Genomic DNA, 21,553 nt, shown 5'->3' with positions numbered 1-21,553 from the left:
AAAAAAGCTTTGTAATATACTTTTTGCTGCATTATCATGACATAATTTTCCACAATAGTGCATTTTTAAATATATCACAAAGCCGTTTTTTCTGTCAACTGCTTTTTTTAATTTTCATTCAAAATATTTCTCAATTGATCTTCTGAAAGCTTTACGTGGTAAAACAATTCATAAAACTCCTGGATTTTCTCGTCCACATCCACCTCGTAGAGATCCGGGTAGAGCATTTTCCCAAGCCACAAGATTCCGACCACACGGTTCACGGACGGCGGACTGTTCATAAAACTGTAGGGCCGATCCGGAATCACATAGATCTGTTCATTTTGCACTGCGTTCAGATCCTGCCACAGACCATCCCACAATATTTCCTCTTTTAAGGAAGTACTGTCGGCAAAAATGTAATCCGGCTGCCAGACCAGCAACTGCTCAAATGATACCTCTCCAGCACGTGCTCCTAACGCCTCTTCTTCCACCACATTGACTGCTCCCACCATTTCCAGGGTGTCTTCATGGATGGAATTGGCTGCTGCCGTATTCAATCCCGAGGTTCCCATTGCCAGATAAACCGTCTTTTTCTCTTTCTCCGGAATCTGAGCTGCTTTTTCCTTCGCATAAGAAAGAGTTTCTTCACAGTAAGCACTCAGCTTTTTCGCCTGTTCCGGTTCCAGCCCCAGTCCTCCCAGTGTCTGATAGGCTTCTGCCATATTCGGAAGGGTTGCTTCTATAAAAATCACCGGAATTCCGGTCTGTTCCTGCAATCCATCCAGATCCTGTTCCATATTCTCTTTCTTTTCCCCGATATCAATGATCACATCTGGTTCCGCCTGCATCAGACTTTCCAGATTCAGATTGGCATTACTTCCATATAAATTTCCAAAAGTCGGCAGATCCTGATATTTCTGATCCACAAATTCCATTTCCGCCACGCTGATATCTCTTGCCAGTCCACAAAGCCTGTCCGGGCACAGTGTATAAAGCATGATCTGCGCCATCATTCCGGAAGGTGCTACTTTTTCAATCTCTTTCGGGAGTTCAACCTCACGCCCCAGCGAATCCGTAAAGGTCTGCGTCTCCGTCTGTGTATGTTCTGCCTGATTTTCTTTCCCGGATCCGGACGTCCCGGTATCTGTCCCGCTGCCGCCGCACCCCGCCAGTCCCAGCATGAATGCCAAAACCAGTAAAATTGCTGCCGCACGTTTTCCTTTTCTCATGCCTCATCCTCCCTCTCATCTCTTATCTCATTCATTTTGCAGAATCTGCCTCAATATTACCTTCCCATTTCTTCTTTCAGAACCGCTTCCGATAATCTGACGTTTTCCTGACCGATGCTTCTTTGATCCATCTGTCACACTCTCTGTCCAAAGCCACCTCAATCCATCTGCCAGCTTCCTTATCCGAAATCTTTCAGACTATCTTCGGGATACACACCCGTGCATTCTCTTTTCCAACCTCATACAATTTCAGAGGAATTCCATACATCCGCTCCAACAATTCTTCTGTCAGCACTTCCTGTGGTGTGCCAAGTCCTGCCACCTTTCCCTCCAGAAGTGCCAGCGTCTGATCCGCAAATAAAAACGCATGCTCCGGATTATGGGTGGATTGTATCACAAGATACCCTTCTTCTGCCAGCTTTTTCATGGCCTGCATCAGTCGAATCTGATTTCCGTAGTCCAGACTGGAACAGGGTTCGTCCATTACCAGAATTTTCGTTTGTTGCGCCAGTGCCCTTGCAATCAGTACCAGTTGCTGTTCTCCGCCGCTCAACTCATTGACCATGCGATCCGCCAACTCTGTGATTTTGACCTGTTCCATTGCCCGCTCCACCATTTCCCGTTGATGTGGACCCGGATTTTCAAAATTTTTCAAAGAGGCCGTCGTCCCCATTAAGATCATATCCCGAACCGGAAAAGAATATACAGCCCGATGCGTCTGCGGAATATACGCCATCTTCTGCGCCATCTGCTGTTGCGTCAAATCCTTTATATTTTCATGTTCCACCCGGATTTCTCCCTGATACCCCGTCAACAATCCAAGCATACACCGAAACAGCGTACTTTTTCCTGCGCCGTTTTTCCCCAACACACAGACCAGATTTCCTTCCTGCAGTTGAAATTCTATCCCTTTCAATACCGGGTGCTTCCCATAAGAAAATTTTAAATGATTTACAGAGATCCCCATTTTGTTCCTTTCCTGTGTCTTCTTTTCTTCCTGTTATTTTTTCATATACCACGATTTTTCTAATCTTTTATGACGTATCCCCTTCAGACAAGAAGCTATAATGAATTTCCCTCTTTCAGAATCAGATACAGGAAGAACGGTGCTCCGATAAATGCAGTCAGAATTCCGATGGGGATTTCTTTTGCCAACAGCAGCCTAGATACATTGTCCACCACCATCATATAACTGGCGCCCAACAGCAAGGAAGCCGGAACCATTTTCCGATAATCATTTCCCACCAGCATTCTTGCCAGATGCGGAATCACCAGCCCTACCCAGCCGATCAGTCCACTGACCGAAACAGCCGCAGCCGTGATCAGTGTGGCCGCTCCCACCACAATCCAGCGCACGCGCTTTGTGTCCACTCCAATGCATTTTGCCTCTTCTTCTCCCAACGTCAACACATTAATCTTCCAACGCATCAGATAAACCACCGCCATCCCAACAATCAGCAAAGGTGCTGCAAAGACCAGATCTCTCATCCTTGTTCCCGACAGACTCCCCATCAGCCAGTATGTAATCGCCGGAAGGGTATTATTGGTGTCTGCCACCAGTTTCAAGAAGGAGACCGCTGAGGAAAATAAAGAGCCCACCATCATTCCCGCCAGCACCAGTCCCAGGGTCTGATTCTGTCGAACCCTGCTTCCGATCAGACAAACCAGAAGAACCGCACCGATTCCAAACAGGAACGCAAGAATCGTAATCTCCCCATAATTCATAGAGAAAAATAAGCCAAGTGCCGCTCCGAATGCTGCTCCTGCCGATGCCCCCAGTACACTGGGCGATACCATGGGGTTCTGAAAGATTCCCTGATATGCCGCTCCGGCACAGGATAATCCCGCTCCGATCAATGCCGCCAGCAACACGCGTGGGAGACGCACCTGAAAGATCACATGTTCCACTGCACTCGTCCAGGTCTTTTCGATGGGCAAAATCCGTGACGCCACCACCTCGATCAGTTCTTTCGGCGTAATCGGATACCGCCCCAGGAAAAAGGAGGCAAAAAAACAGAGGATAAAAAACACCAACAATCCCAATATTCGACCATTTCTTCGTTTGCTGTCATTCATCTCTCTCACCTCCGTTTTGCTTTCAACTCTTATTCCTTCTATATCTTATTGTTCTTCTCAAATCTGCTATTTTGATCTTCTGCTTCTGGTCATCCTTTCGGGCCGACTCCCAAAAGCTTATCCAATCTTTCCATTCACTCTTTTATCTTAACACAAATTCAGGCTTCGCTCCACCTCTGGACCGAAGCCTGAATCCTCATATCATTTTTCTTTTTTATCTGTTTTTGCGTTTCTTAGAAATAATCACCGCACTTCCGCCGCATGCTGCTACACACAAGAGCATCAGATACAGACCAAATGCATTTTCATCACCGCTCTTTACTACGCGACCGGTTACTTTCTTGGAATTTCCATTCTTGTTGGAAGCAACTGTTGTTCCTTTATTTCCGGAACCGGATCCGTTTCCTTTGTTTTCGGAACCGCCAATTCCTGTTCCGCCGTTGTTTCCATTTCCACCGTTATTGGATCCACCGTTTCCACCTGCGTTGGAACCAGAAGATGCCGGTTTGTACTTGAAAATCGGATTGGAGGACGGACTCAGTTTTGCACTTCCGCCAACAGTACCACATCCACAGGTTGCAAGAGAGGTTCCTGCACTTCTCTTTGCGGTTGTCGTTCCATTTGCCTGATAGTCATCCTCTGTCTTCTTAATTTCATCATATACACCATTTGACTTATCATCCTCGTCTGCACTTACTTCTTCTGTGGTGTAGTAGAATCCGTCTTCGCCGAGATAATAAGCATCACCCGGATCGAAGGAATAGGTATCGAAAATACTTCTCTTCAGATCTTTGTTTGCATACTCGATCACGATCGGCTGGCTGTTTGCAGTCGATTCATCCACCAGTTTCATACTTCCAAATGCACATCCCTCTGTCGTTGCAATGGCTTCCGGAAGGTAAATATAAGTCAGCGCATGACAGTTAAAGAACGTATCTGCCGGAACCGTTGTCAGCTTGATATTTTCCGGGAATTCCACGGAAGTCAACGCTGCACAGCCTTCGAAGGTACAGGTTCCCAGTTCTTTTAAGTTTGCCGGCATCTTTACAGAAGTCAGACTTCTTTCGTCATCTGTTCCGAAATAGCAGTCACGGAAAACGCAGCTTCCCATCTTTTCAATGCTGTCCGGAAGTTCGATGCTACCGATTCCACTTCCTGAGAATACACCATCGCCCAATTCTTTCAGGTTCTTGGATAATGTCACATCAGACAACTGATAACAATAGCTGAATACTCCGTTTTCCAGAATCTTTACAGAATCCGGAAGTACGACTTTCTCCAATGCGGTACAATGGTTGAATGCATACGCTCCAACACGTTCAATCTTTGCACCTTTCGCGAACTCTACTTTCGTCAGTTTGTCCATGCTGTAAAAGGCTCTATCCCCAATCTTTGTCACACTTGCCGGAATCTTAAGTTCTTTGATCTCACTGTTTTCAAATGCTTCTTCTCCGATTTCCTCCAGACCTTCCGGAAGTTCGATCTCGGTTGCACCAAGGCGGTCAAATGCACGATATCCAATCTTCTTCAGGGTAGACGGTAATTTTACAGTGGTACAGTTTTCAAATCCATAGAATAATGCATCTGGAATTTCTGTAACGCCTTCCTTGATAATGAGTTCTTTTACATTCTTGCATCCGTCAAATGCATATTCCTCATATTCAATATCTGATCCAATGGTAATACTTTCCAGACTCGTCTGCATAAAGGCACGGGCACCAACTTTCTTTAAGTTCTTGGAAAGTTCGATTCCTGTCAATTTATGCTGTCCGTCTAATGTAGCTGTATCTACTGTATTTGCATCCCCCTTAAAGGCATCATTTGCGATGACCTCTGTGGAATCCGGCATTTTATACGGAGTTCCCACTTTTCCGGTCGGATAGCAAATCAGAGTTTTCCCATCTTTGCTGAACAAAACCCCGTCAATGCTGGAGTAATTTTTATTATCTGCCGCAACGTTAATTTCTGCAAGATGTGCGCCTCCTGCCTGTTTAAATGCAAGATCTCCGATAGAAGTCACACTTGCCGGAATCTCAATCTTTTTCAGACTGTTACAATGGCGGAATGCTTCATCACCAATAGATTCCAACCCTTCCGGAAGTGTAATGGATTCCAGTCTGGTACAACCGTAAAAAGCATTCTTTCCAATGGACGTTACAGTATCCGGGATTGTAATGGAAGTGATCCAGTTTGCAAATCCCACATTTGCTTCCGTTCGATCAAATGCTTTGTCTCCAATGGCAACAATTGGTTTGCCGTTGTATTCTTTCGGAATCGCAACATTTGCGCCACCCTTAGAAATATCATAAGAAGTTACGATATATCCCGTGCCGTCTTCTGTTTCTGTCAGACCAAACGCATCTGTTTTAGATGGTTCCGGACCCGGATTTGGTGTTGGATCCGGATCTGTTTTACCTGAATCCGGCAAAGATGCATCTACTACAGCGCCCTGGTCAGTAATCAAATCTTTCATATCCTCATAATAGGATTCATATTGGCTCTGGCAATAAAAAGTGATTACTGTTGCACAACAACTAAACGCCTCTGATTCTATCTCATCAACTTTTCCTTCAAAAGTCACACTATCCAAATTTTCACAATACATAAACGCATTCTGACTAATCTTAGTAACCGTAGTCGGAATTGTCACAGACTTTAAGTTATCCAGCATCAAAAACGCTGTTGTTTCAATCGTCGTAACCGTTTCTCCTCCAACTTCCGATGGAATCACTACGTCCTCATCGTTTCCCGTATATCCCGTAAGGACTCCATCTTCCACGGTAAAGTCCGCTTCATCACTTGCAGCTTTCACGGTCTCTCCACCCGGTATCGTAAAGCCGGATAATGCCAGCACCAGTGCCAACAGCACCGCAAAGAAGCTTTGTCTTCTTCTCTTTTTCATCTTCACATCCTCCTCATCTTCTTTAAATTTACTCTATATTTCTGGAATGACAAAATTGTCATCCATAATATACCCATTTGCATCCATCTGCTCTTTGGTAAACAAAAAGCTCTGTTCTTTCTCTGCTCCGGTATCTCCCGCCGTGCAATCGACATAAAGAAATGTTCCATCGACCTTTACCAGATTCCAGGTATGTCGGATTCCATCCCTGGTTCCCGACACAATCCAACAGGGAAGATCCATTTGTCTGCAGATTGCCTCAAATCCTCTGGCATAACCGGTGCAGACGGTATGTCCGTCCACCAGTGCTCCGTAAGCAGAACGTTGGATTCGCATTTCCACACTGAGCCGGCTTGCATCAGTCATCGACGCAATCGAATCATCATATTCTGCCAGTTCTAGGATCTTATCATAAATCTTTTCATATAAACTTCTGTTTGGAACGGCAGAATCCTCCATTGAATCGCTTGAAGCGCCCGAACTCTTCGAATCCGTTTTCTCCACACTCGCCAGAATCTCCTGACTGATCGACTCAGCCGTCGTTTTCAGTTCTTCTTTTTTCTCCGCCAGATCTTCTTCCGGTGTCTCAAAATCCAGCCACATCCTCACGATCTGTCGACTATTCCTTTGGGCTTTGTTTTTTTCGGAAGACTCTGTCTGCTTTTCAGATTTCGTTTCCGTACTTTCCGGATCTGAACTTTCTTCTGAGTCTGTACGCTCCTCCGGATCATAAGCCTGATAGCAGACCGTCGCCGCCTCACAGGGAAGCATGGCACTGTTCATCTCTGCGCCATCCAAAATCGAGAATAATTCCTCTTCTGTAGCGGTAACCCCATCCAACAGAAGCGTAACCTTACCGCCTCGTTCTTCCCAGTCCCGGATCAGAATCTCCTGTACTTGCTCCGGGCTGTCTGCCACTTCTACCGGAAGCACCACATCTTCCTGATAGGTCAGTTCAAAGACAGCCTTTGCCGTTTTTCCATCCTGTTCCCATGTGGTATCTACATGATCCAGCAGATTTTTGCAAAGATAGCTGTTGTCCATCTGTCCCGGAAGTTCTTCCGTTACTTTCTGATTCAGATCCTCTGCCTTTCCCTTATATACACAGGTCAGTTGTGATTCGCCGGATAAGATTGCATCCTCCAGATCCGCAACCAGTGTATCCATCGAAAGCTCTTTTACCTGGCTCTCTGCTTTTGTCGTTTCTGCACCTTTTGTTCCATTTTCCTTATCTCCTGACCGACATCCCGCCAGTCCGAACACGCACAAAAAGAGCAGACTGAGCACAATTGCTTTTTTCTTCAATTTGCTTTCCTCCACTACATATTCTCATTATAAATTAGTTAAAAAATAACAGCAAATTCTTCCTAAAAAGAACTTGCTGTTGTAACTTCCACAATAACCATTTTGTTATTGCCCTTTATATTCGTCAAATATTTCAAAAAAGCTTTTTCTTGCATACTGTTTGACCTGTTCTTCAAATTTTCGGTATTTTTCCAGAAATAATTTTCCCTCTTCTGTCAGATACGTCTTACCGCCCTGTTTTCCGCCCTGTTTTCGTTCTACCACCGCATACCCTAGGTTCTTCTCCAGATCATTCAGGATCGTCCACGCCTTTCCGTTGGAAATTGCCATGTACCTGCAGGCGCCTTTGACCGAATGCGTTTCATTGATCAGGGTCAGCAGCAGACTTGCTCTCGCATCAAAAAACAGGGACTCTTTCTCGATACTGATCCGAAGAAACGGATGGATCAAATTCTGGTTGTGAGTTTCCAACAAACTGTCCAACTTCTCAATCCGCTCCGGATTTATGGCAATCCCCGGATCCTCCGTCTCCAGATAATCTTTTTTCAACCGCAAGCCCCGAATAGCATCATTTAATCCACCTTCCCCCTGATAACTCAGGATCTCCGGCGCCAGTTCCATATCCAACACGATGGGATGTCCGACTTTGTCCCGGTAAGACGGTATCACGATCTTCTGTTCCATGGACAGCAGGTTCCGTACTGTTTCCGCCGTATACATCGGCACATTCACCGGCGTGTAGACCACCTTTTTGCAGGTTCCCTGCAAATACTCCAGTCCCATTTTTACCGATTGGAACTTATCTGTACTTTCGTAATTTTCGTTTCTCAGAAAAATCACTCCATATCCCGCAAGATCCCGTTCCACTTCCAGTGCCTGATAGCCCGTCACCACAAGGATCAGAGAAATATTTGCCTGCTGAAACGTCAACACAATCCGCTTGATTACAGAAATAGATCCGATTTTTGTCAACGGCATAATCATTTCCCTTTCCCGTTCATCTCCGGCTGCCACAATCAGCCCCGCTGCATTTTCAACCATTCGCACTCATCCCGTTTCTTTCTTCGAATCATCCTTGTCATTTCCCCATCCTCAAACCAACTTTTCTTCTTACGGTTTCTTATTCGTCCGGATGAAAGCTCATGCAAAGAATTTCCAACATACAAATGTATTGCTTCTCACGCTTATTTCGTGCGAAATGCATTTGCCGTACTTCCAGGTGCCTTCCCGCCTTTTTCTACCAACCGGATCTGGATAGCCTCCAGACGTTTGGATAAGCCTTCCGTTCCGGCTTCTTCTCCATTTTTCGCCCAGCCAAGCCAGCCGTAGGTCTGGGAATGTACCCGATAATAAATGTCATAATGCTCTGCCATTTCTCCGGTCAGCTTGATCCGGATCCCTTCCAGTCTCTTGGACTCTCCGGTGGTTCCGGCAAGGGCTCCGTTTTTCACCCAATCCTGCCAGCCATAGGTCTGCACATGAGTCTGATAGGTAATCTCTCCGGTATAATCCTGTCCCGGCAGAGAAATTTTAATGCCTTCCAGACGCTTTGCCAGTCCGGTTGTACCGGACAAGTCTCCGTCAAATTTATTTCCTTGCCAGCCATAAGTCTGCACATGAGTCTGGTATCTCACACCCGGATGCTTATAAACATTGGTGGTATTGCCCGGCGCGGTTCCGCCTTTTTCTACCAGACGCACCTCAATGGCTTCCAGACGTTTGGAGTACCATTCCGTTCCGGCGATCTCTCCGTTTTTCGCCCAGTCAAGCCAGCCATAAGTCTGCGCGTGCACCCGATAGTAAATATCGTAATGCTCCGCCAGTTCCCCGGTCAGTTTGATCCGGATCGCTTCCAGGCGTTTCGACTGTCCGGTTGTTCCGCTTTCGGCTCCGTTTTTCACCCAGTCAAGCCAGCCGTAAGTCTGCACCTGCGTACAATACTGTATCTCTCCTGAGTACCCTGTATTTTCAATCTGCAAACGAATGGACTCCAGACGTTTGGACTCTCCGGTCGTTCCGGCTGACTTTCCACCAGTCACCCAGTTCATCCAGCCATAGGTCTGTGCATGCACTCGGTATTTCAGTTTCGCACTGTCTTGAATCTGAAAGGTGGCCGTTGCCTGACCGGTATATGCTCCCGTTCCGGTGATCGTTACGGTTGCCGTTCCTGGCTTTTTGTTCTCGCTGTAGCTTATCGTATAATCCGTTCCGGAGATCAGTCGTTTCCCTGAGAGTCTCACCGTTGGATCCGGCGTAATCTCTTTTCCGGTATAACTGTAATCCGCCAGTCCGCTTATTTCCGCCTGACTGAGATCAGTCTTCTGACCACTTCCCACCTGCACGGCTGCTGCCAGATCCACACAACCATATCCGGTCAGATCATCTTTTCCTTCTGCTCCCAGATCCACTGCTGTCGAACAGAGGATTGATTTAATCTGAGTGGGGGTCAGATTCGGGTTGGCGTACAACATCATCGCTGCTCCGGCAGCCACGATCGGTGACGCCATAGATGTTCCGCTCAGATAACCGTAAGACGTTTCATTTCCGCTTACATTTACACTGTATGTACTGTAAATATCCGTTCCCGGTGCCGAAAGATCCTTTGCGCTTCCATAATTGGATCTGTCGGACTTTGCTCCGGAAGCATCTATGTTGATCACACTGATCGTCGTATCATAATCCGATGGATAGGTAGCTGTCGTTCCACCGTCATTTCCCGCTGCGCACACAATGGTCACACCAGATTCATAAGTTTCCGTAACTGCCTGTTCCAACGCCTGGCTCTGCGCCTGTGTCCCCAGACTTAAGTTCACTATTTTGCAGCCCGTCTCCCTTGCATAGGACAACGCTTTCACCACATCTCCAACCGTTGCACTGTCTTCGGTCTTTTCGTTCACCTTGGAAAATGCATCGATCACCACCAGATTGATGATCTGATTGGCCTTTGCGGTCTCTCCGCCACTTCCGGTTCCCTGGATCCCGAGCTGATTACCGGACTGTGCTGCGATAATTCCTGCCACATGGGTTCCATGGGTACTCTTTGCATTCTGTTCCCCTGTCCCATTCTTATAACCATCGCCCCGTAATGCTTCGGTATGGTAGGTATCGCCCTCTTCGCGAACCAGCTCCACACTCAGTTTCCGGTCAATAATCTGTTTCAGATCTTCATGATTTATATCCGCTCCGGTGTCGATCACCGCAACCTTTACCTTTTCTCCGGTTACATTTTCCAGTTCTTTCCAGGCATCTTTTGCTTTTACATAATCCAGATACCACTGTTTGCCGGTATCTTCTGCCTGTGATTTGATGTCATCAGTTGTTTCCTGCGTTGCCGTCGCTACATCACCGGACTCTTCATAAGATTCCATCAGATAGTTCGGTTCCGCATATGCAATCGCCGGATCTGCCGTATATTCTGCCACCGCAGTTTCCACCGTTGTCTCGTCCGAAATTGTCACCAATGCCAGATTCTGATCCCCGCTGTCATCCACCGTCTCAATCAGTTCTCCGTCCTTTTCTTCTGCGGTCTGCGCCACTTCATCTTCGGAAACATCTGTGCTGTAAGATACCAGAATTTCTCCCGGCACGTATCCCAGTTCTTCCGCCGGTGTTGCCCGTTCTTCTGCTGCCGCCTGAACCTCTTCTGAATGAACAGTCTGAACGTCTCCCGACTGCCCGTTCTCTTTCTGTGCTTGATCCTCCTGAGTTTTGTCCTCGGTTGACTGCGGTCTTTCTTCCTCAGTTTGTTCCGTTTCAGTCCGCACCTCTGTCTCTGTATTTTGCGTCTGTCCCGTCCCCGTTTGAATGTTTACCCCCGGATTTTCTTCCGCCGATGCCACCATCCCGGTACTCAGCACCATGGATCCTGCAATCAGCAGTGCCAGATATCTTTTTATCCTTCCTTTTCTTATCATTCTGTCTTTCTCCCCTTTGTCACTTCTGCGTGACATGAATCTATCTTCTTATAATCTCTGCCTCTTATCTTCTTACTCCTCTTGTACGAATTAGAGACAGTATATCACATTTTCCCCGGTTCTCCAAATCTCACAGGCGTTTTCTTTGCTTTTTCTTTTCTAATATAGTAAAGTAGTATGATGTCAGGAGGAACATTTTTATGGATCATTCACATATTTTCATCATTGTCATCGAATTGATGGGTACCATCGCCTTTGCCATCTCAGGTGCCATGGTCGCGGTACGTTGTGGCATGGATCTTTTAGGTGTCATCGTATTAGGTGTCGTTACCGCCGTCGGTGGCGGTATGATCCGAGACATCGTACTTGGAAACATCCCGTCTGCTCTGACCGATCCCATCTATGTTCTCACTGCAGTTATCGTGTCCGTTCTTGTCTTTCTGCTGGTGTTCTTTCGCCGCAAAATCTTATCAGACGGTTTTCATCCACTCTATGCCAGACTGATTGAGGCGATGGACGCCCTGGGGCTGGGCATCTTTTCCGCCCTGGGTGTTCTCACCGGCATCCGGAACGGTCATCTGGGAAATACCTTCCTTCTGGTATTTTTAGGCACAATGACCGGTGTTGGCGGCGGTATGTTACGGGATATGATGGCTCAGGTTCCACTCCAGGTTCTCTACAAGCGCATCTATGCCTGTGCTTCCATCGTCGGTGCCTTAAGCTGCACTCTGCTCTATCCTCGTTTTGGAGAGGCTGTCGCTTTGTTCGTTCCTTTATTCCTGGTTCTGATCATCCGACTGCTGGCCGCACACTATCGCTGGGATCTGCCGCGGATTCCACGGGAATAAAAGCCGAGCACGCAAAAAGACCGGGAACCCCATAACGGGATACCCGGTCTCTTTTCTCTCATTCTAAGAATTAATCTGAAATTATTTCAGGTTAACTTCAGCACCTTCTGCTTCCAGTTTAGCCTTGATATCTTCAGCTTCTGCCTTAGATGCAGCTTCCTTGATTACCTTCGGAGCTTCGTCTACGAGAGCCTTAGCTTCTTTCAGTCCAAGACCTGTTACTTCACGAACAACCTTGATAACTTTAACTTTGGATGCTCCAGCAGATACAAGTTCTACGTCGAACTCATCTTTCTCTTCTGCTGCTGCAGCTCCATCACCTGCTGCTGCAACTACAACGCCTGCTGCTGCAGATACGCCAAATTCTTCTTCACATGCTTTTACTAAATCATTTAACTCTAATACTGATAACTCTTTGATTGCTTCGATAAACTCAGCTGTTGTCAACTTAGCCATTTTCATTTCCTCCATTTTTCAATAATAATTTTTAGATTATGCAACCTTTCTGTACCGGTTGCCGGGTATAATTACTCTGCTGCCGGTGCTTCTTCTGCTGCAGCCTCTTCTGCCGGTGCTTCTGCAGTCTCTCCTGCTGCTCCACCCTGCTCTGCGATCTGATTCAGGACGCGAGCAAGATTTGTGATTGGAGACTGTAAGCTTCCAAGCAATTTGGAAAGAAGAACTTCTCTTGACGGAATCTTTGCCAGTTCCTGAAGTCCTGCTACATCATAAACAGTACCTTCTACTACACCTGCTTTCAACTCGAGAGCTTCTGCATTCTTAGCGAATTCACAAAGAATTCTAGCCGGTGCTGTTGCATCTTCTTTGGAAATTGCGATTGCGCTTGGTCCTTCCAAGAATTCCTGAAGTCCTGCAAACTCAGTTCCCTCGAACGCACGCTTCATCATCGTGTTCTTGCAAACCTTATAAGAAACGCCTGCTTCTCTGAACTGTTTACGAAGAGCTGTGTCCTGTTCAACAGTAAGTCCACGATAGTCGACCAGTACTACGGACTGAGCGTCTTTGATGTCTTCTGCAATTGCCTGTACGATAGGTTGTTTCAATTCAACTTTTGCCACTTTCGGGTACACCTCCTTATTAGATTTCTGACTGCTTCTAATCCAAAGGAATAGGTATAAAAAAATCTCCAGCCCTAAGACATGGAGACACAACAATTCATTTTGAATCTGTTCTTCCTCGGCAGGCGTATACTTCTTATGCCTTACGGCACCTGCTGTCTTCGGCAGTCACTTACCAAAATAGAATAACATTGCGGAAACGATTTGTCAAGTATCATTTCCGCAATCTTATAATTTAGCATAGATATATGCTTGATTTATGATTCTTCTGATTAAGCCAGCTTCATCGGGTTAACCTTTACTCCAGGTCCCATGGTAGAAGTCAGTGTAATGCTCTTCAAATACTGACCTTTTACTGCTGCCGGTTTTACCTTCAAAATCGCATCAATAAGCGTCTGGAAGTTGTCCGCTAACTGTTCCTCGGTAAAGGAAGCCTTACCGATCGGCACATGGATAATGTTGGTCTTGTCCAATCTGTACTCAATCTTACCGGCTTTGATCTCGTTGATTGCTTTTGTAACATCCATTGTTACGGTTCCTGCCTTCGGGTTCGGCATCAGACCCTTAGGTCCAAGTACACGTCCCAGACGTCCAACAACGCCCATCATGTCAGGTGTTGCAACAACAACGTCAAAGTCAAACCATCCTTCGTTCTGGATCTTCGGAATCAGTTCGTCTCCTCCGACAAAATCTGCTCCTGCTGCTTTTGCTTCTTCAGCCTTTGCATCTTTTGCGAATACAAGGATACGTACCTTTTTACCTGTTCCATGCGGAAGTACGACTGCTCCTCTGATCTGCTGATCAGCATGACGTCCGTCACATCCGGTTCTGATATGAACTTCGATTGTCTCATCAAACTTGGCTGTTGCCACTTTCTTTACTAAACTAACTGCTTCTGCTTTCTCATAGAGTGCTGTTCTATCGATCAGTTTTGCAGCTTCGCTATATTTCTTTCCTCGTTTCATTCTATTACCTCCTTGTGGTATTGGCGGGTCAAATGCCCCTCCCACTGTCTTCAATTTCTCTCACTAAAGGACTGTTCCTACTCTTCTACAATTACACCCATAGAACGGCAGGTTCCTGCGATCATGCTCATAGCAGCTTCGATAGATGCAGCATTTAAGTCTGGCATCTTTGTCTCAGCGATTTCCTGAAGCTGAGCTTTTGTGATAGTAGCAACCTTTGTCTTGTTCGGAACACCGGATCCTGACTGGATCTTGCAGGCTTTCTTAATCAGAACTGCTGCCGGCGGTGTCTTTGTGATGAAACTGAAACTTCTGTCGTTATATACGGTAATAACAACCGGGATGATCACGTCTCCCTGATCTGCTGTCTTTGCGTTGAACTGCTTTGTAAATTCAACGATGTTTACACCATGCTGTCCCAGAGCCGGTCCAACCGGAGGAGCCGGAGTAGCCTTGCCTGCTGGAATCTGCAATTTGATATAACCTTCAACTTTTTTTGCCATTTTAATTACCTCCTTGTGGTGTTTGCGGAACCGAGGGTTCCTCCCACGTTTTGAATGCTTAATTCATTTTTTTGACTTCTGCGAAACTCAGTTCTACCGGAGTTTCACGACCAAACAATTCGACATTGATCGAAAGGCTCTGTTTCTGTTCATTCATCGTCTGAATGACGCCAACGGTTCCCTCCCAAGCTCCGCTTAAGACTGTTACGGTATCTCCGACTCCGAAGTCTACCACAATATCTTCGCGTTTGATTCCCAGCGGGAGCATCTCTTCTTCTGTCAGCGGAACAGGTTTGGAACCTGGACCTACGAATCCGGTCACACCTCTGGTGTTACGTACTACATACCATGTGTCATCATTCATGATCATATGGATCAGAACATAACCCGGAAACATTTTTTTCTGACTCGCCTTCTGAACGCCGTTCTTCAGCTCGACTACTTCCTGCATCGGAACCCGGACCTCCAGGATCTGATCTTCCAGATGTCTGTTTTCGATCGTCTTGTCAATGTTTGCTTTTACTTTGTTCTCATAACCTGAATAGGTATGAACTACGTACCATTTTGCCTCTGACATAAAATCACCTTTCTACAATTTCAACTGCACGAGAAAATCGACTCCGTACTTGATGACAATATCGATCACTGCGATCAATGCTCCTAAAAGTACTGATACGACTGATACAGCCACTGTCTGTTTTGCAAGTGTTTCTTTATCCGGCCAGATAATCTTGTTAAACTCGGCCTGAAGACCTTTTGTAAAACTCTTCTTGCGAGCTTTCTCTTTCTTATCTCCCATTCTTCCACTTCCTTCCAGCGACTATTTTGTCTCTTTGTGCAGTGTGTGTGATTTACAGAACTTGCAGTACTTCTTAGTTTCCATGCGTTCCGGATGAGCTTTCTTATCCTTCGTCATGGTGTAATTACGCTGTTTACATTCTGTACATTCCAATGTGATTCTTGTGCGCACAACTTCCACCTCGCTTTATGCTACATTTTTGATAGTTACATGATGGCTGCGACCCCATCTAAATTTAGGCATAAAAAAAAGACCTACTTCCATTCGCCAGAAAATTGTATCATAGCTCAGAGCGGAAGTCAAGCCTTTCTCTTGCCTGTTTTCAGCGCATATTCCACCAGTTGTCGGTTTGCCTCACCTAGCGGTCCGAATTCGTCTAATGGGCAGATACATTCTTCACACTGATCCAGGATTTTTTTTGCCTGTTCCAACCGTTGTTCTCCGATCGGGTAAAATGCCTTCTCCGCGATTACCTGTGCCGCCAAAGCCTGCGCATCCGCATATTCCACGTCATTTTCCCACAGAATTCCCGCCGCAAAGGATCTTCCTTCTCTTTGAAGTCTGCGATACACCGCAATCCCGTTTCCGCCTCCGCCGATCACGAATACTTCTGGCTTTTTTCCTTCCGTTTGCAGAAACATTCTTCCGGTCACTGGATCAAATTTCGACGGTTCTACTCCATAAAGCGTCTGGATATACTCCCCGGAAAAAATGTCCTCCGGAGTTCCGATCCGGTCGATCCGATCGCCTTTCACGCACGCGATCCGATCCGACAACATCTGTGCCAGATCCAGTTCATGCAAAGACAAAAGGATTGCCATTCTCTTCTCCCGTGCCAGCATACGAATTCTTTGCAGGATATCCAGTTTAAATCCCATATCTAAATAGGAAGTCGGTTCATCCAGAATCAGAATCTCCGGTTCCTGACAGATTGCACGCGCCAACATCAGACGCTGTCTCTGTCCGTCACTGATCTTCATAAAATCCTTTTCTTCGACTTCTTCCGCCTTTACCAGTCGGATTGCCTCTTCCACTTTCCGCCAGTCCCGTTCCGTCAGATGTCCGAATCTTCCGGTGTAAGGATATCTCCCCGAAGCCACCAGATCCCTTCCGGTCAGGAGTTCACTCTGAATCCGCTCCGTCATCACCATGGAAAGCTTCTGTGCCAGTTCTCTGCGACCCAGTTTTTCTATTTCTTCCGTCCCCACGCAGACTCTGCCACCCATTTTTTTCAATTGACCGGTCAATGTCTTCAGAATCGTAGATTTTCCGGAACCGTTCGGTCCGATCAACGTCAGAATCTCGCCCGGGTTTACGGAAAATGTAATCTCCCGGATCAGAGGATCTTTTCCGTAACCCACATTCAGTTGTTCGATTGAAAATGTATCTTCTTTTCTCATAGTCTTTCCATCTTACTCCGTCTATATCCCGTTGTATTTTTTATATGGCATACCCTTCTCGCTCTTATCTCTTTCGCATTCCATACTCCAAGCTCTATTCCTCTGCTATATTCGCACCTTAGGTTCCGGTACTTCGTGCTTTATTTTTCTAAAATAAATTTGGAGGATCCTAACTGCGTCGTCCCTGCTTTTTCATCATCGCCACAATCACCACCGGTACCAGAAAAACCGCCGTGACCGAACTGATACTGACTTCCGTGGGAGCGAACATGGTTCGGGCAATTCCGTCACAGAATAATGTAATGACACCTCCGCCCAGAAAACAGGCCGGAATCAGTACCGCCGGTTTTGCCGTATTGGTCAGAAGCTTCATCAAATGTGGCACTGCAATTCCCACGAAAGAAATCGGTCCGGCAAACGCCGTCACACAGGCTGACAACAGACTAGAGAGCAGAATCAGCGCAATTCGCAGTGCCTTCACCGGAACGCCCATATTTCTCGCGTAATTTTCTCCCAGTTGATAGGCTCCGATGGGCTTGACCAGAAAAATCAATACGCCCATCGTCACACCGATGATCCCGGTCATATAACTCACATTTTCCCAGGTCATTCCAGAAAAACTCCCCAACGACCAGTTATGAAGGTTCACGATATTGGAATCACTGGCAAAAGTCACGCAAAAATCGGTAATCGCCGAACAAATGTAGCCGATCAGAATTCCACAGACCACCAGAAAGGACATATTGGATACCCGAAAGGAAATCACAAGGACGAATCCCATCGCGATCAGAGAACCCAAAAAGGCAGCCACCACCATCCCCGCCGAACTGATGGTTCTCCCTCTCTCCAGCAGGAAGATCATCGTCAGAGCCACCACCAGTTTCGCACCGGAAGAAATTCCCAGTACATACGGTCCGGCAATCGGATTCTGAAAAAAGCTCTGCAGCAAAAATCCCGATACTGACAGAGCACCTCCCAACAGAATTGCCGAAAGGACTCTGGGCAGGCGAATCTGCCAGATGATCTGCTGCGCCGTGTGATTCTGACTGGTTCGTTTCAGGATTTCGATCAGTTCCGGCACGCTGATTTCCACGCTTCCGGATGCCACATTCCACCAGAACAGCAGTAGCAGAAGACTTCCGATCAACAGAAACGATCCTGCATATCTTTTTTTCATCCTCGCCCTCCTTTCGTCCTTTCTCATTCTTTCTATTTCTTCTTATCTTCTGTATCCTGTTTTCTACAATTATTTTATCAGGAAACTTCGCTATATTCTTTAGACATTATATCTTCTTCAGGAAATGATATTCCCCATCTTCACTTCCATTTAACACATGATACAGATCTTCGATAAAATCACAGGTCTTGCTGGTTTGTTGGTAAAAATCACTGCCGGTGGTATAAACCTGATCATTCTGCACCGCCTGAAAGTCTGCGAACAGCGCATTTTTTTCGATCAGTTCGTCCACGCTTTTGATCTCTCCTTCGATGGTTCCGTTGTAAATCAGGATATCCGCATCTTTTTCTGCCGCGTAAAAATCTTCCATCTGCATTTTCATCGTAGAAAGTGCATTTTCCTCTTCCGGCAAATATCCTTCCAGTGAATAAACGCCACCCGCCAGGGAAATCATTGATGCCACATAGTCATTGGGCTTCCGCACGGTAATACTTCCATCCGAAGACACCGCAAAGAACGCCACCTTTTTCCCGGTATTTTCTTTCTGCAGAATCGGTTCGATCCTGGATAACTGTTCTTCATAATATGCGTCCGCCACTTCTTCCTTTCCGAGAAGTGCTCCGAAAAACCGGATCCATTCCAGCCTTCCCAGTGGATGACTCTCGTAACTGGATCGTTCGATCATCACCGGGATTCCCAGTTCTTCCAGTTTTTCTTTCACTTCCGGATTGTGGGTGATCATGGTATTTTCCACAGCCAGAGAACACCCTGCATCCAGCAGCATCTCATAATCCGGCGCACTGTATTTTCCGGCATAGGTAAGCGTGCCCTGCTCCATCGCATCCGCCGCTTCCTGTACATACCAGTCCTGCTCCTTCGTTCCGGTAAATGTTACCGCAGACAGAGCATCGATCCGACAGACCAGATCCATCACTGCACTGGACACCAGATACACATTTTCAAGCGGTGTGCGCAGAACTTCTATATCCTCCGGCACATCTTCCGGCACCGGAATCCCCATCGGAACGATGAAAAAACGACCGTTGTCTACGATCGTCAGCAATTTACAGTTACTATATTCTTCCACCTGAAACTGATCAGCATATTTTAGTGTCATCTCCCCGGTCTTTTCCATCTCCTCAAAGGAGCCGGATTCCGGGAAGGTAAATTTCAGGGTATATTCAATCTCATGAGGTTTGCTCATGACAGTGGTATCTGCCGTCACATCCAGATCCCCCGGAAGCTCTTTCAACGGAATCGTAAATTGTGAGTTGCCCTCTTCATTTTCTTTCAGATATTTTTCTCCGTCCACAATCATGTAGTCATAGTACGGACTGCTCCAGATAATCGTCGCTGTAATCTTACCATCCTTCACTGTCACTTTGGTCGGAGATTCCACGGAAGCCTTCCCACTGCCGCCTTCCAGAGCCACGTTCACCGTATATTCTCCGTCCTGCAGGGTTTCTTCCGTTGTTTCCGTCGTTTCTGCCTTTTCTGTTTTTCCGTCTTTTTCTGTTTTCCCGCATCCGACAAAACTTCCCATACACATCAGGAGCAATGCCAGCAGGAGCCATTTTTTCTTTTTCATACACACACCTTACTGCGGCTGCACATCGGTAATACTGACTTTGTGATCATACCATTTTCCTTTGGTTCCAATCAATGCCAAATCGAATTCTTCATCCAGTTTTTTCACCGGAATGTCAAATCCATTTACTGTTTCCTCTTTCCCTTCTGGATCGGTCACAGTATCTTTGGTCGGTTCCAGAACATCTGCCCCGTCTTTCTTCGCATCTTTTGCTTTGCCCACAAAAAGATTTAAGATTTTTTCAGACTGCAAGCTGACATGAAAGGTCATCTTTCCATCTTTTACCGTCAGAGTTCCGCGTCCATCCAGAGTTTCATAAGCATGAAACATGCTGCTGTCCGTATCGAATTTTGCGCTGTACACACCATCCTCCGGCACACTCTGTGTGCCGGAAGCTGATGCGGATGAAGTCTCACCAAGAGACTCCATCGCATTTTTTGTATGTTCTACGTAGATCTGCTGAATTTCCGGAATTTCTCCCAGTCCGAAAATCTGGGTATCTACACTGTCAAATGCTCCGCTTGCTTCAAACTGGCTCTTCCAGGAATCTTCGTCATCCCCTGCCATATCGTTGTTTGCATGATCTCCTGCAACAACCATCAGCGGTCTTAAAATCACTTTTGTATAACCTGCTTCTTTTACGCTTTCGATTACATTTTCACATGCGGTCTCTTCCGGTTCACCCTCTACGGTTCCGATAAAGACATTTTCATACCCGAGATCCTTCATCTGTGTTGCCATCTGGCTGTAGCTTACCTTTGCAGTATGAGAAGTTCCATGTCCCATGAATACAAATGCAACCTTATCTTCTTTTGCTGCATCCAGAGAATCATAACCTGCGGTCTTGACTGCTTCTGCTGTGATTGCTTCTGCAACCTTTTCCTTATCTTCATTTACAACCATTGCATCTTCTCCGACTTCTCCCAGAAGCGGCTCTGAAACAGATACTTTATCAAACTTGTCTTCATAATCTGCCAGAGTATCCACCAGTTCATCATACTCTGCACCGTGCATCAGGTGAGTCGGCTGAACCACCAGCTCTTTTACGCCATTGTCCACGGCTCTCTGCAGTGCCTGATCTACGTTGTCGATTTTCTCCCCATCTCTTGCCTGTACATGGTTAATGATGATCTGTGCAGTAAATGCTCTTCTGACAGACCAGTCCGGGTTTGCTTCCTGTAAGGCTTTCTCGATTCCACCAATATCAGCGGTACGACTGTCGTTAAAAGAAGTACCGAAACTTACAACCAACAGTTCTTTTTCTCCGATCCCGTCCTCATTCAGCGGATCGTCTTTCGAAGCGTCTCCGGTATCTCTTCCGAAATAGTCCGGATCCGCATTTTCACCTTCTACCAGTTCTTTCTGTGCATCGGTCAGCTTGTCCCATGCCTCTTTCGCAGCTACGCACTGGTCATCCGTCTCATCGGTTCTTTCCTGTACGTAAATGTCATCGATCAGTTTTGCAACTTCATCTGCCGCTTTCTGATCTTCCTCTGCGTTCGTCTGTTTGGTGTCATTGGTGCTCTTGTTGCCACATCCGGTAAACATTCCGATTGCCAGAACACAGGACAACAGCACTGCTACGGTTCTCTTTTTCATAATACATCTCCTTTTTCTTAATTAAAAGCACACTGCAGAACAGAATCTCTTTTCCAAATCCGTAATGTGCACGTAAAATCATTGCGAAAGCGCAACAAGAAAAAACTCCATCCAACATTCGGACGGAGCAATCAATCTTTTTCAGAATCATCCATACAAATGAGAGCCTTCTTCGGCTTTCTTCTGT

General features: G+C 46.4%; 18 protein-coding genes, 1 pseudogene and 1 other annotated feature. Of the genes and pseudogenes, 1 reads left to right on the top strand and 18 read right to left on the bottom strand.

The window, feature by feature from the left end; all coding sequences use genetic code 11:
* Positions 1 to 107 precede the first annotated feature (107 nt).
* From KGMB01110_RS10805 to KGMB01110_RS10775, 7 genes are all read right to left on the bottom strand, one after another.
* The gene (locus tag KGMB01110_RS10805) at positions 108 to 1,211 is read right to left on the bottom strand and encodes an ABC transporter substrate-binding protein (protein WP_119298274.1); all 1,104 of its coding nucleotides are present in this window, start codon (positions 1,209 to 1,211) and stop codon (positions 108 to 110) included.
* Between the two features lie 193 nt (positions 1,212 to 1,404).
* Positions 1,405 to 2,178 carry an ABC transporter ATP-binding protein gene (locus tag KGMB01110_RS10800; RefSeq protein ID WP_117888533.1) on the bottom strand — a complete coding sequence of 258 codons (774 nt, stop codon included), beginning with the start codon at positions 2,176 to 2,178 and terminating at the stop codon, positions 1,405 to 1,407.
* A 95-nt stretch (positions 2,179 to 2,273) separates the two neighbouring features.
* Entirely contained in the window at positions 2,274 to 3,287 is a 1,014-nt protein-coding gene (locus KGMB01110_RS10795) for a FecCD family ABC transporter permease (protein ID WP_119298272.1), read from the bottom strand.
* A 214-nt stretch (positions 3,288 to 3,501) separates the two neighbouring features.
* Positions 3,502 to 6,189 (bottom strand): leucine-rich repeat domain-containing protein, encoded by a 2,688-nt coding sequence (locus tag KGMB01110_RS10790; protein WP_119298270.1) that lies wholly within the window; start codon positions 6,187 to 6,189, stop codon positions 3,502 to 3,504.
* 33 nt (positions 6,190 to 6,222) lie between these two features.
* Positions 6,223 to 7,494: a transglutaminase domain-containing protein gene (locus KGMB01110_RS10785; RefSeq protein WP_119298269.1), complete on the bottom strand. Its 1,272-nt coding sequence runs from the start codon at positions 7,492 to 7,494 to the stop codon at positions 6,223 to 6,225.
* A 105-nt stretch (positions 7,495 to 7,599) separates the two neighbouring features.
* A complete protein-coding gene (locus tag KGMB01110_RS10780) occupies positions 7,600 to 8,535 on the bottom strand; it encodes an NTP transferase domain-containing protein (protein WP_119298266.1) in 936 nt (311 codons plus the stop codon).
* Between the two features lie 143 nt (positions 8,536 to 8,678).
* Positions 8,679 to 11,408, bottom strand: a complete 2,730-nt coding sequence (locus KGMB01110_RS10775) for a S8 family serine peptidase (protein ID WP_170141714.1) — start codon at positions 11,406 to 11,408, stop codon at positions 8,679 to 8,681.
* A 200-nt stretch (positions 11,409 to 11,608) separates the two neighbouring features.
* Between KGMB01110_RS10775 and KGMB01110_RS10770 the strand changes: the two genes are divergently transcribed.
* Positions 11,609 to 12,256 carry a trimeric intracellular cation channel family protein gene (locus KGMB01110_RS10770; protein ID WP_117603621.1) on the top strand — a complete coding sequence of 216 codons (648 nt, stop codon included), beginning with the start codon at positions 11,609 to 11,611 and terminating at the stop codon, positions 12,254 to 12,256.
* An 81-nt stretch (positions 12,257 to 12,337) separates the two neighbouring features.
* On the opposite strand, the gene rplL is transcribed toward KGMB01110_RS10770, so the two are convergent.
* The 11 genes and pseudogenes from rplL to KGMB01110_RS10715 all read right to left on the bottom strand — a co-directional run.
* On the bottom strand, positions 12,338 to 12,712 hold the full coding sequence (rplL, locus tag KGMB01110_RS10765) for a 50S ribosomal protein L7/L12 (RefSeq protein ID WP_117603620.1): 375 nt from the start codon (positions 12,710 to 12,712) through the stop codon (positions 12,338 to 12,340).
* A gap of 71 nt (positions 12,713 to 12,783) precedes the next feature.
* On the bottom strand, positions 12,784 to 13,335 hold the full coding sequence (gene rplJ / locus KGMB01110_RS10760) for a 50S ribosomal protein L10 (RefSeq protein WP_117603619.1): 552 nt from the start codon (positions 13,333 to 13,335) through the stop codon (positions 12,784 to 12,786).
* A 50-nt stretch (positions 13,336 to 13,385) separates the two neighbouring features.
* Positions 13,386 to 13,518, bottom strand: a sequence feature (ribosomal protein L10 leader region).
* An 89-nt stretch (positions 13,519 to 13,607) separates the two neighbouring features.
* Positions 13,608 to 14,300, bottom strand: coding sequence for a 50S ribosomal protein L1 (rplA, locus tag KGMB01110_RS10755; RefSeq protein ID WP_117888539.1), 693 nt, complete (start codon positions 14,298 to 14,300; stop codon positions 13,608 to 13,610).
* A 77-nt stretch (positions 14,301 to 14,377) separates the two neighbouring features.
* Positions 14,378 to 14,803 (bottom strand): 50S ribosomal protein L11, encoded by a 426-nt coding sequence (gene rplK / locus KGMB01110_RS10750; protein WP_119298262.1) that lies wholly within the window; start codon positions 14,801 to 14,803, stop codon positions 14,378 to 14,380.
* Positions 14,804 to 14,861: 58 nt separating this feature from the next.
* On the bottom strand, positions 14,862 to 15,380 hold the full coding sequence (gene nusG, locus KGMB01110_RS10745; RefSeq protein WP_117603616.1) for a transcription termination/antitermination protein NusG: 519 nt from the start codon (positions 15,378 to 15,380) through the stop codon (positions 14,862 to 14,864).
* Between the two features lie 12 nt (positions 15,381 to 15,392).
* Entirely contained in the window at positions 15,393 to 15,602 is a 210-nt protein-coding gene (gene secE, locus KGMB01110_RS10740) for a preprotein translocase subunit SecE (protein ID WP_117603615.1), read from the bottom strand.
* Between the two features lie 21 nt (positions 15,603 to 15,623).
* Positions 15,624 to 15,773, bottom strand: coding sequence for a 50S ribosomal protein L33 (gene rpmG / locus KGMB01110_RS10735; RefSeq protein WP_117603614.1), 150 nt, complete (start codon positions 15,771 to 15,773; stop codon positions 15,624 to 15,626).
* 128 nt (positions 15,774 to 15,901) lie between these two features.
* Positions 15,902 to 17,002, bottom strand: coding sequence for an ABC transporter ATP-binding protein (locus KGMB01110_RS10730; protein WP_119298260.1), 1,101 nt, complete (start codon positions 17,000 to 17,002; stop codon positions 15,902 to 15,904).
* A 169-nt stretch (positions 17,003 to 17,171) separates the two neighbouring features.
* Positions 17,172 to 18,179: a FecCD family ABC transporter permease gene (locus KGMB01110_RS10725; protein ID WP_119298258.1), complete on the bottom strand. Its 1,008-nt coding sequence runs from the start codon at positions 18,177 to 18,179 to the stop codon at positions 17,172 to 17,174.
* Positions 18,180 to 18,285: 106 nt separating this feature from the next.
* Positions 18,286 to 19,767 carry an ABC transporter substrate-binding protein gene (locus tag KGMB01110_RS10720; RefSeq protein ID WP_119298256.1) on the bottom strand — a complete coding sequence of 494 codons (1,482 nt, stop codon included), beginning with the start codon at positions 19,765 to 19,767 and terminating at the stop codon, positions 18,286 to 18,288.
* A gap of 420 nt (positions 19,768 to 20,187) precedes the next feature.
* A pseudogene (locus KGMB01110_RS10715) lies at positions 20,188 to 21,366 on the bottom strand (sirohydrochlorin cobaltochelatase); the annotation flags it as partial.
* Between the last annotated feature and the right edge of the window lie 187 nt (positions 21,367 to 21,553).

The organism is Mediterraneibacter butyricigenes (assembly GCF_003574295.1).
Lineage (GTDB): Bacteria > Bacillota > Clostridia > Lachnospirales > Lachnospiraceae > Mediterraneibacter_A > Mediterraneibacter_A butyricigenes.
Note: the sequence above shows the minus strand (reverse complement) of the source record. Positions and strands in the feature narration are given on the sequence as shown.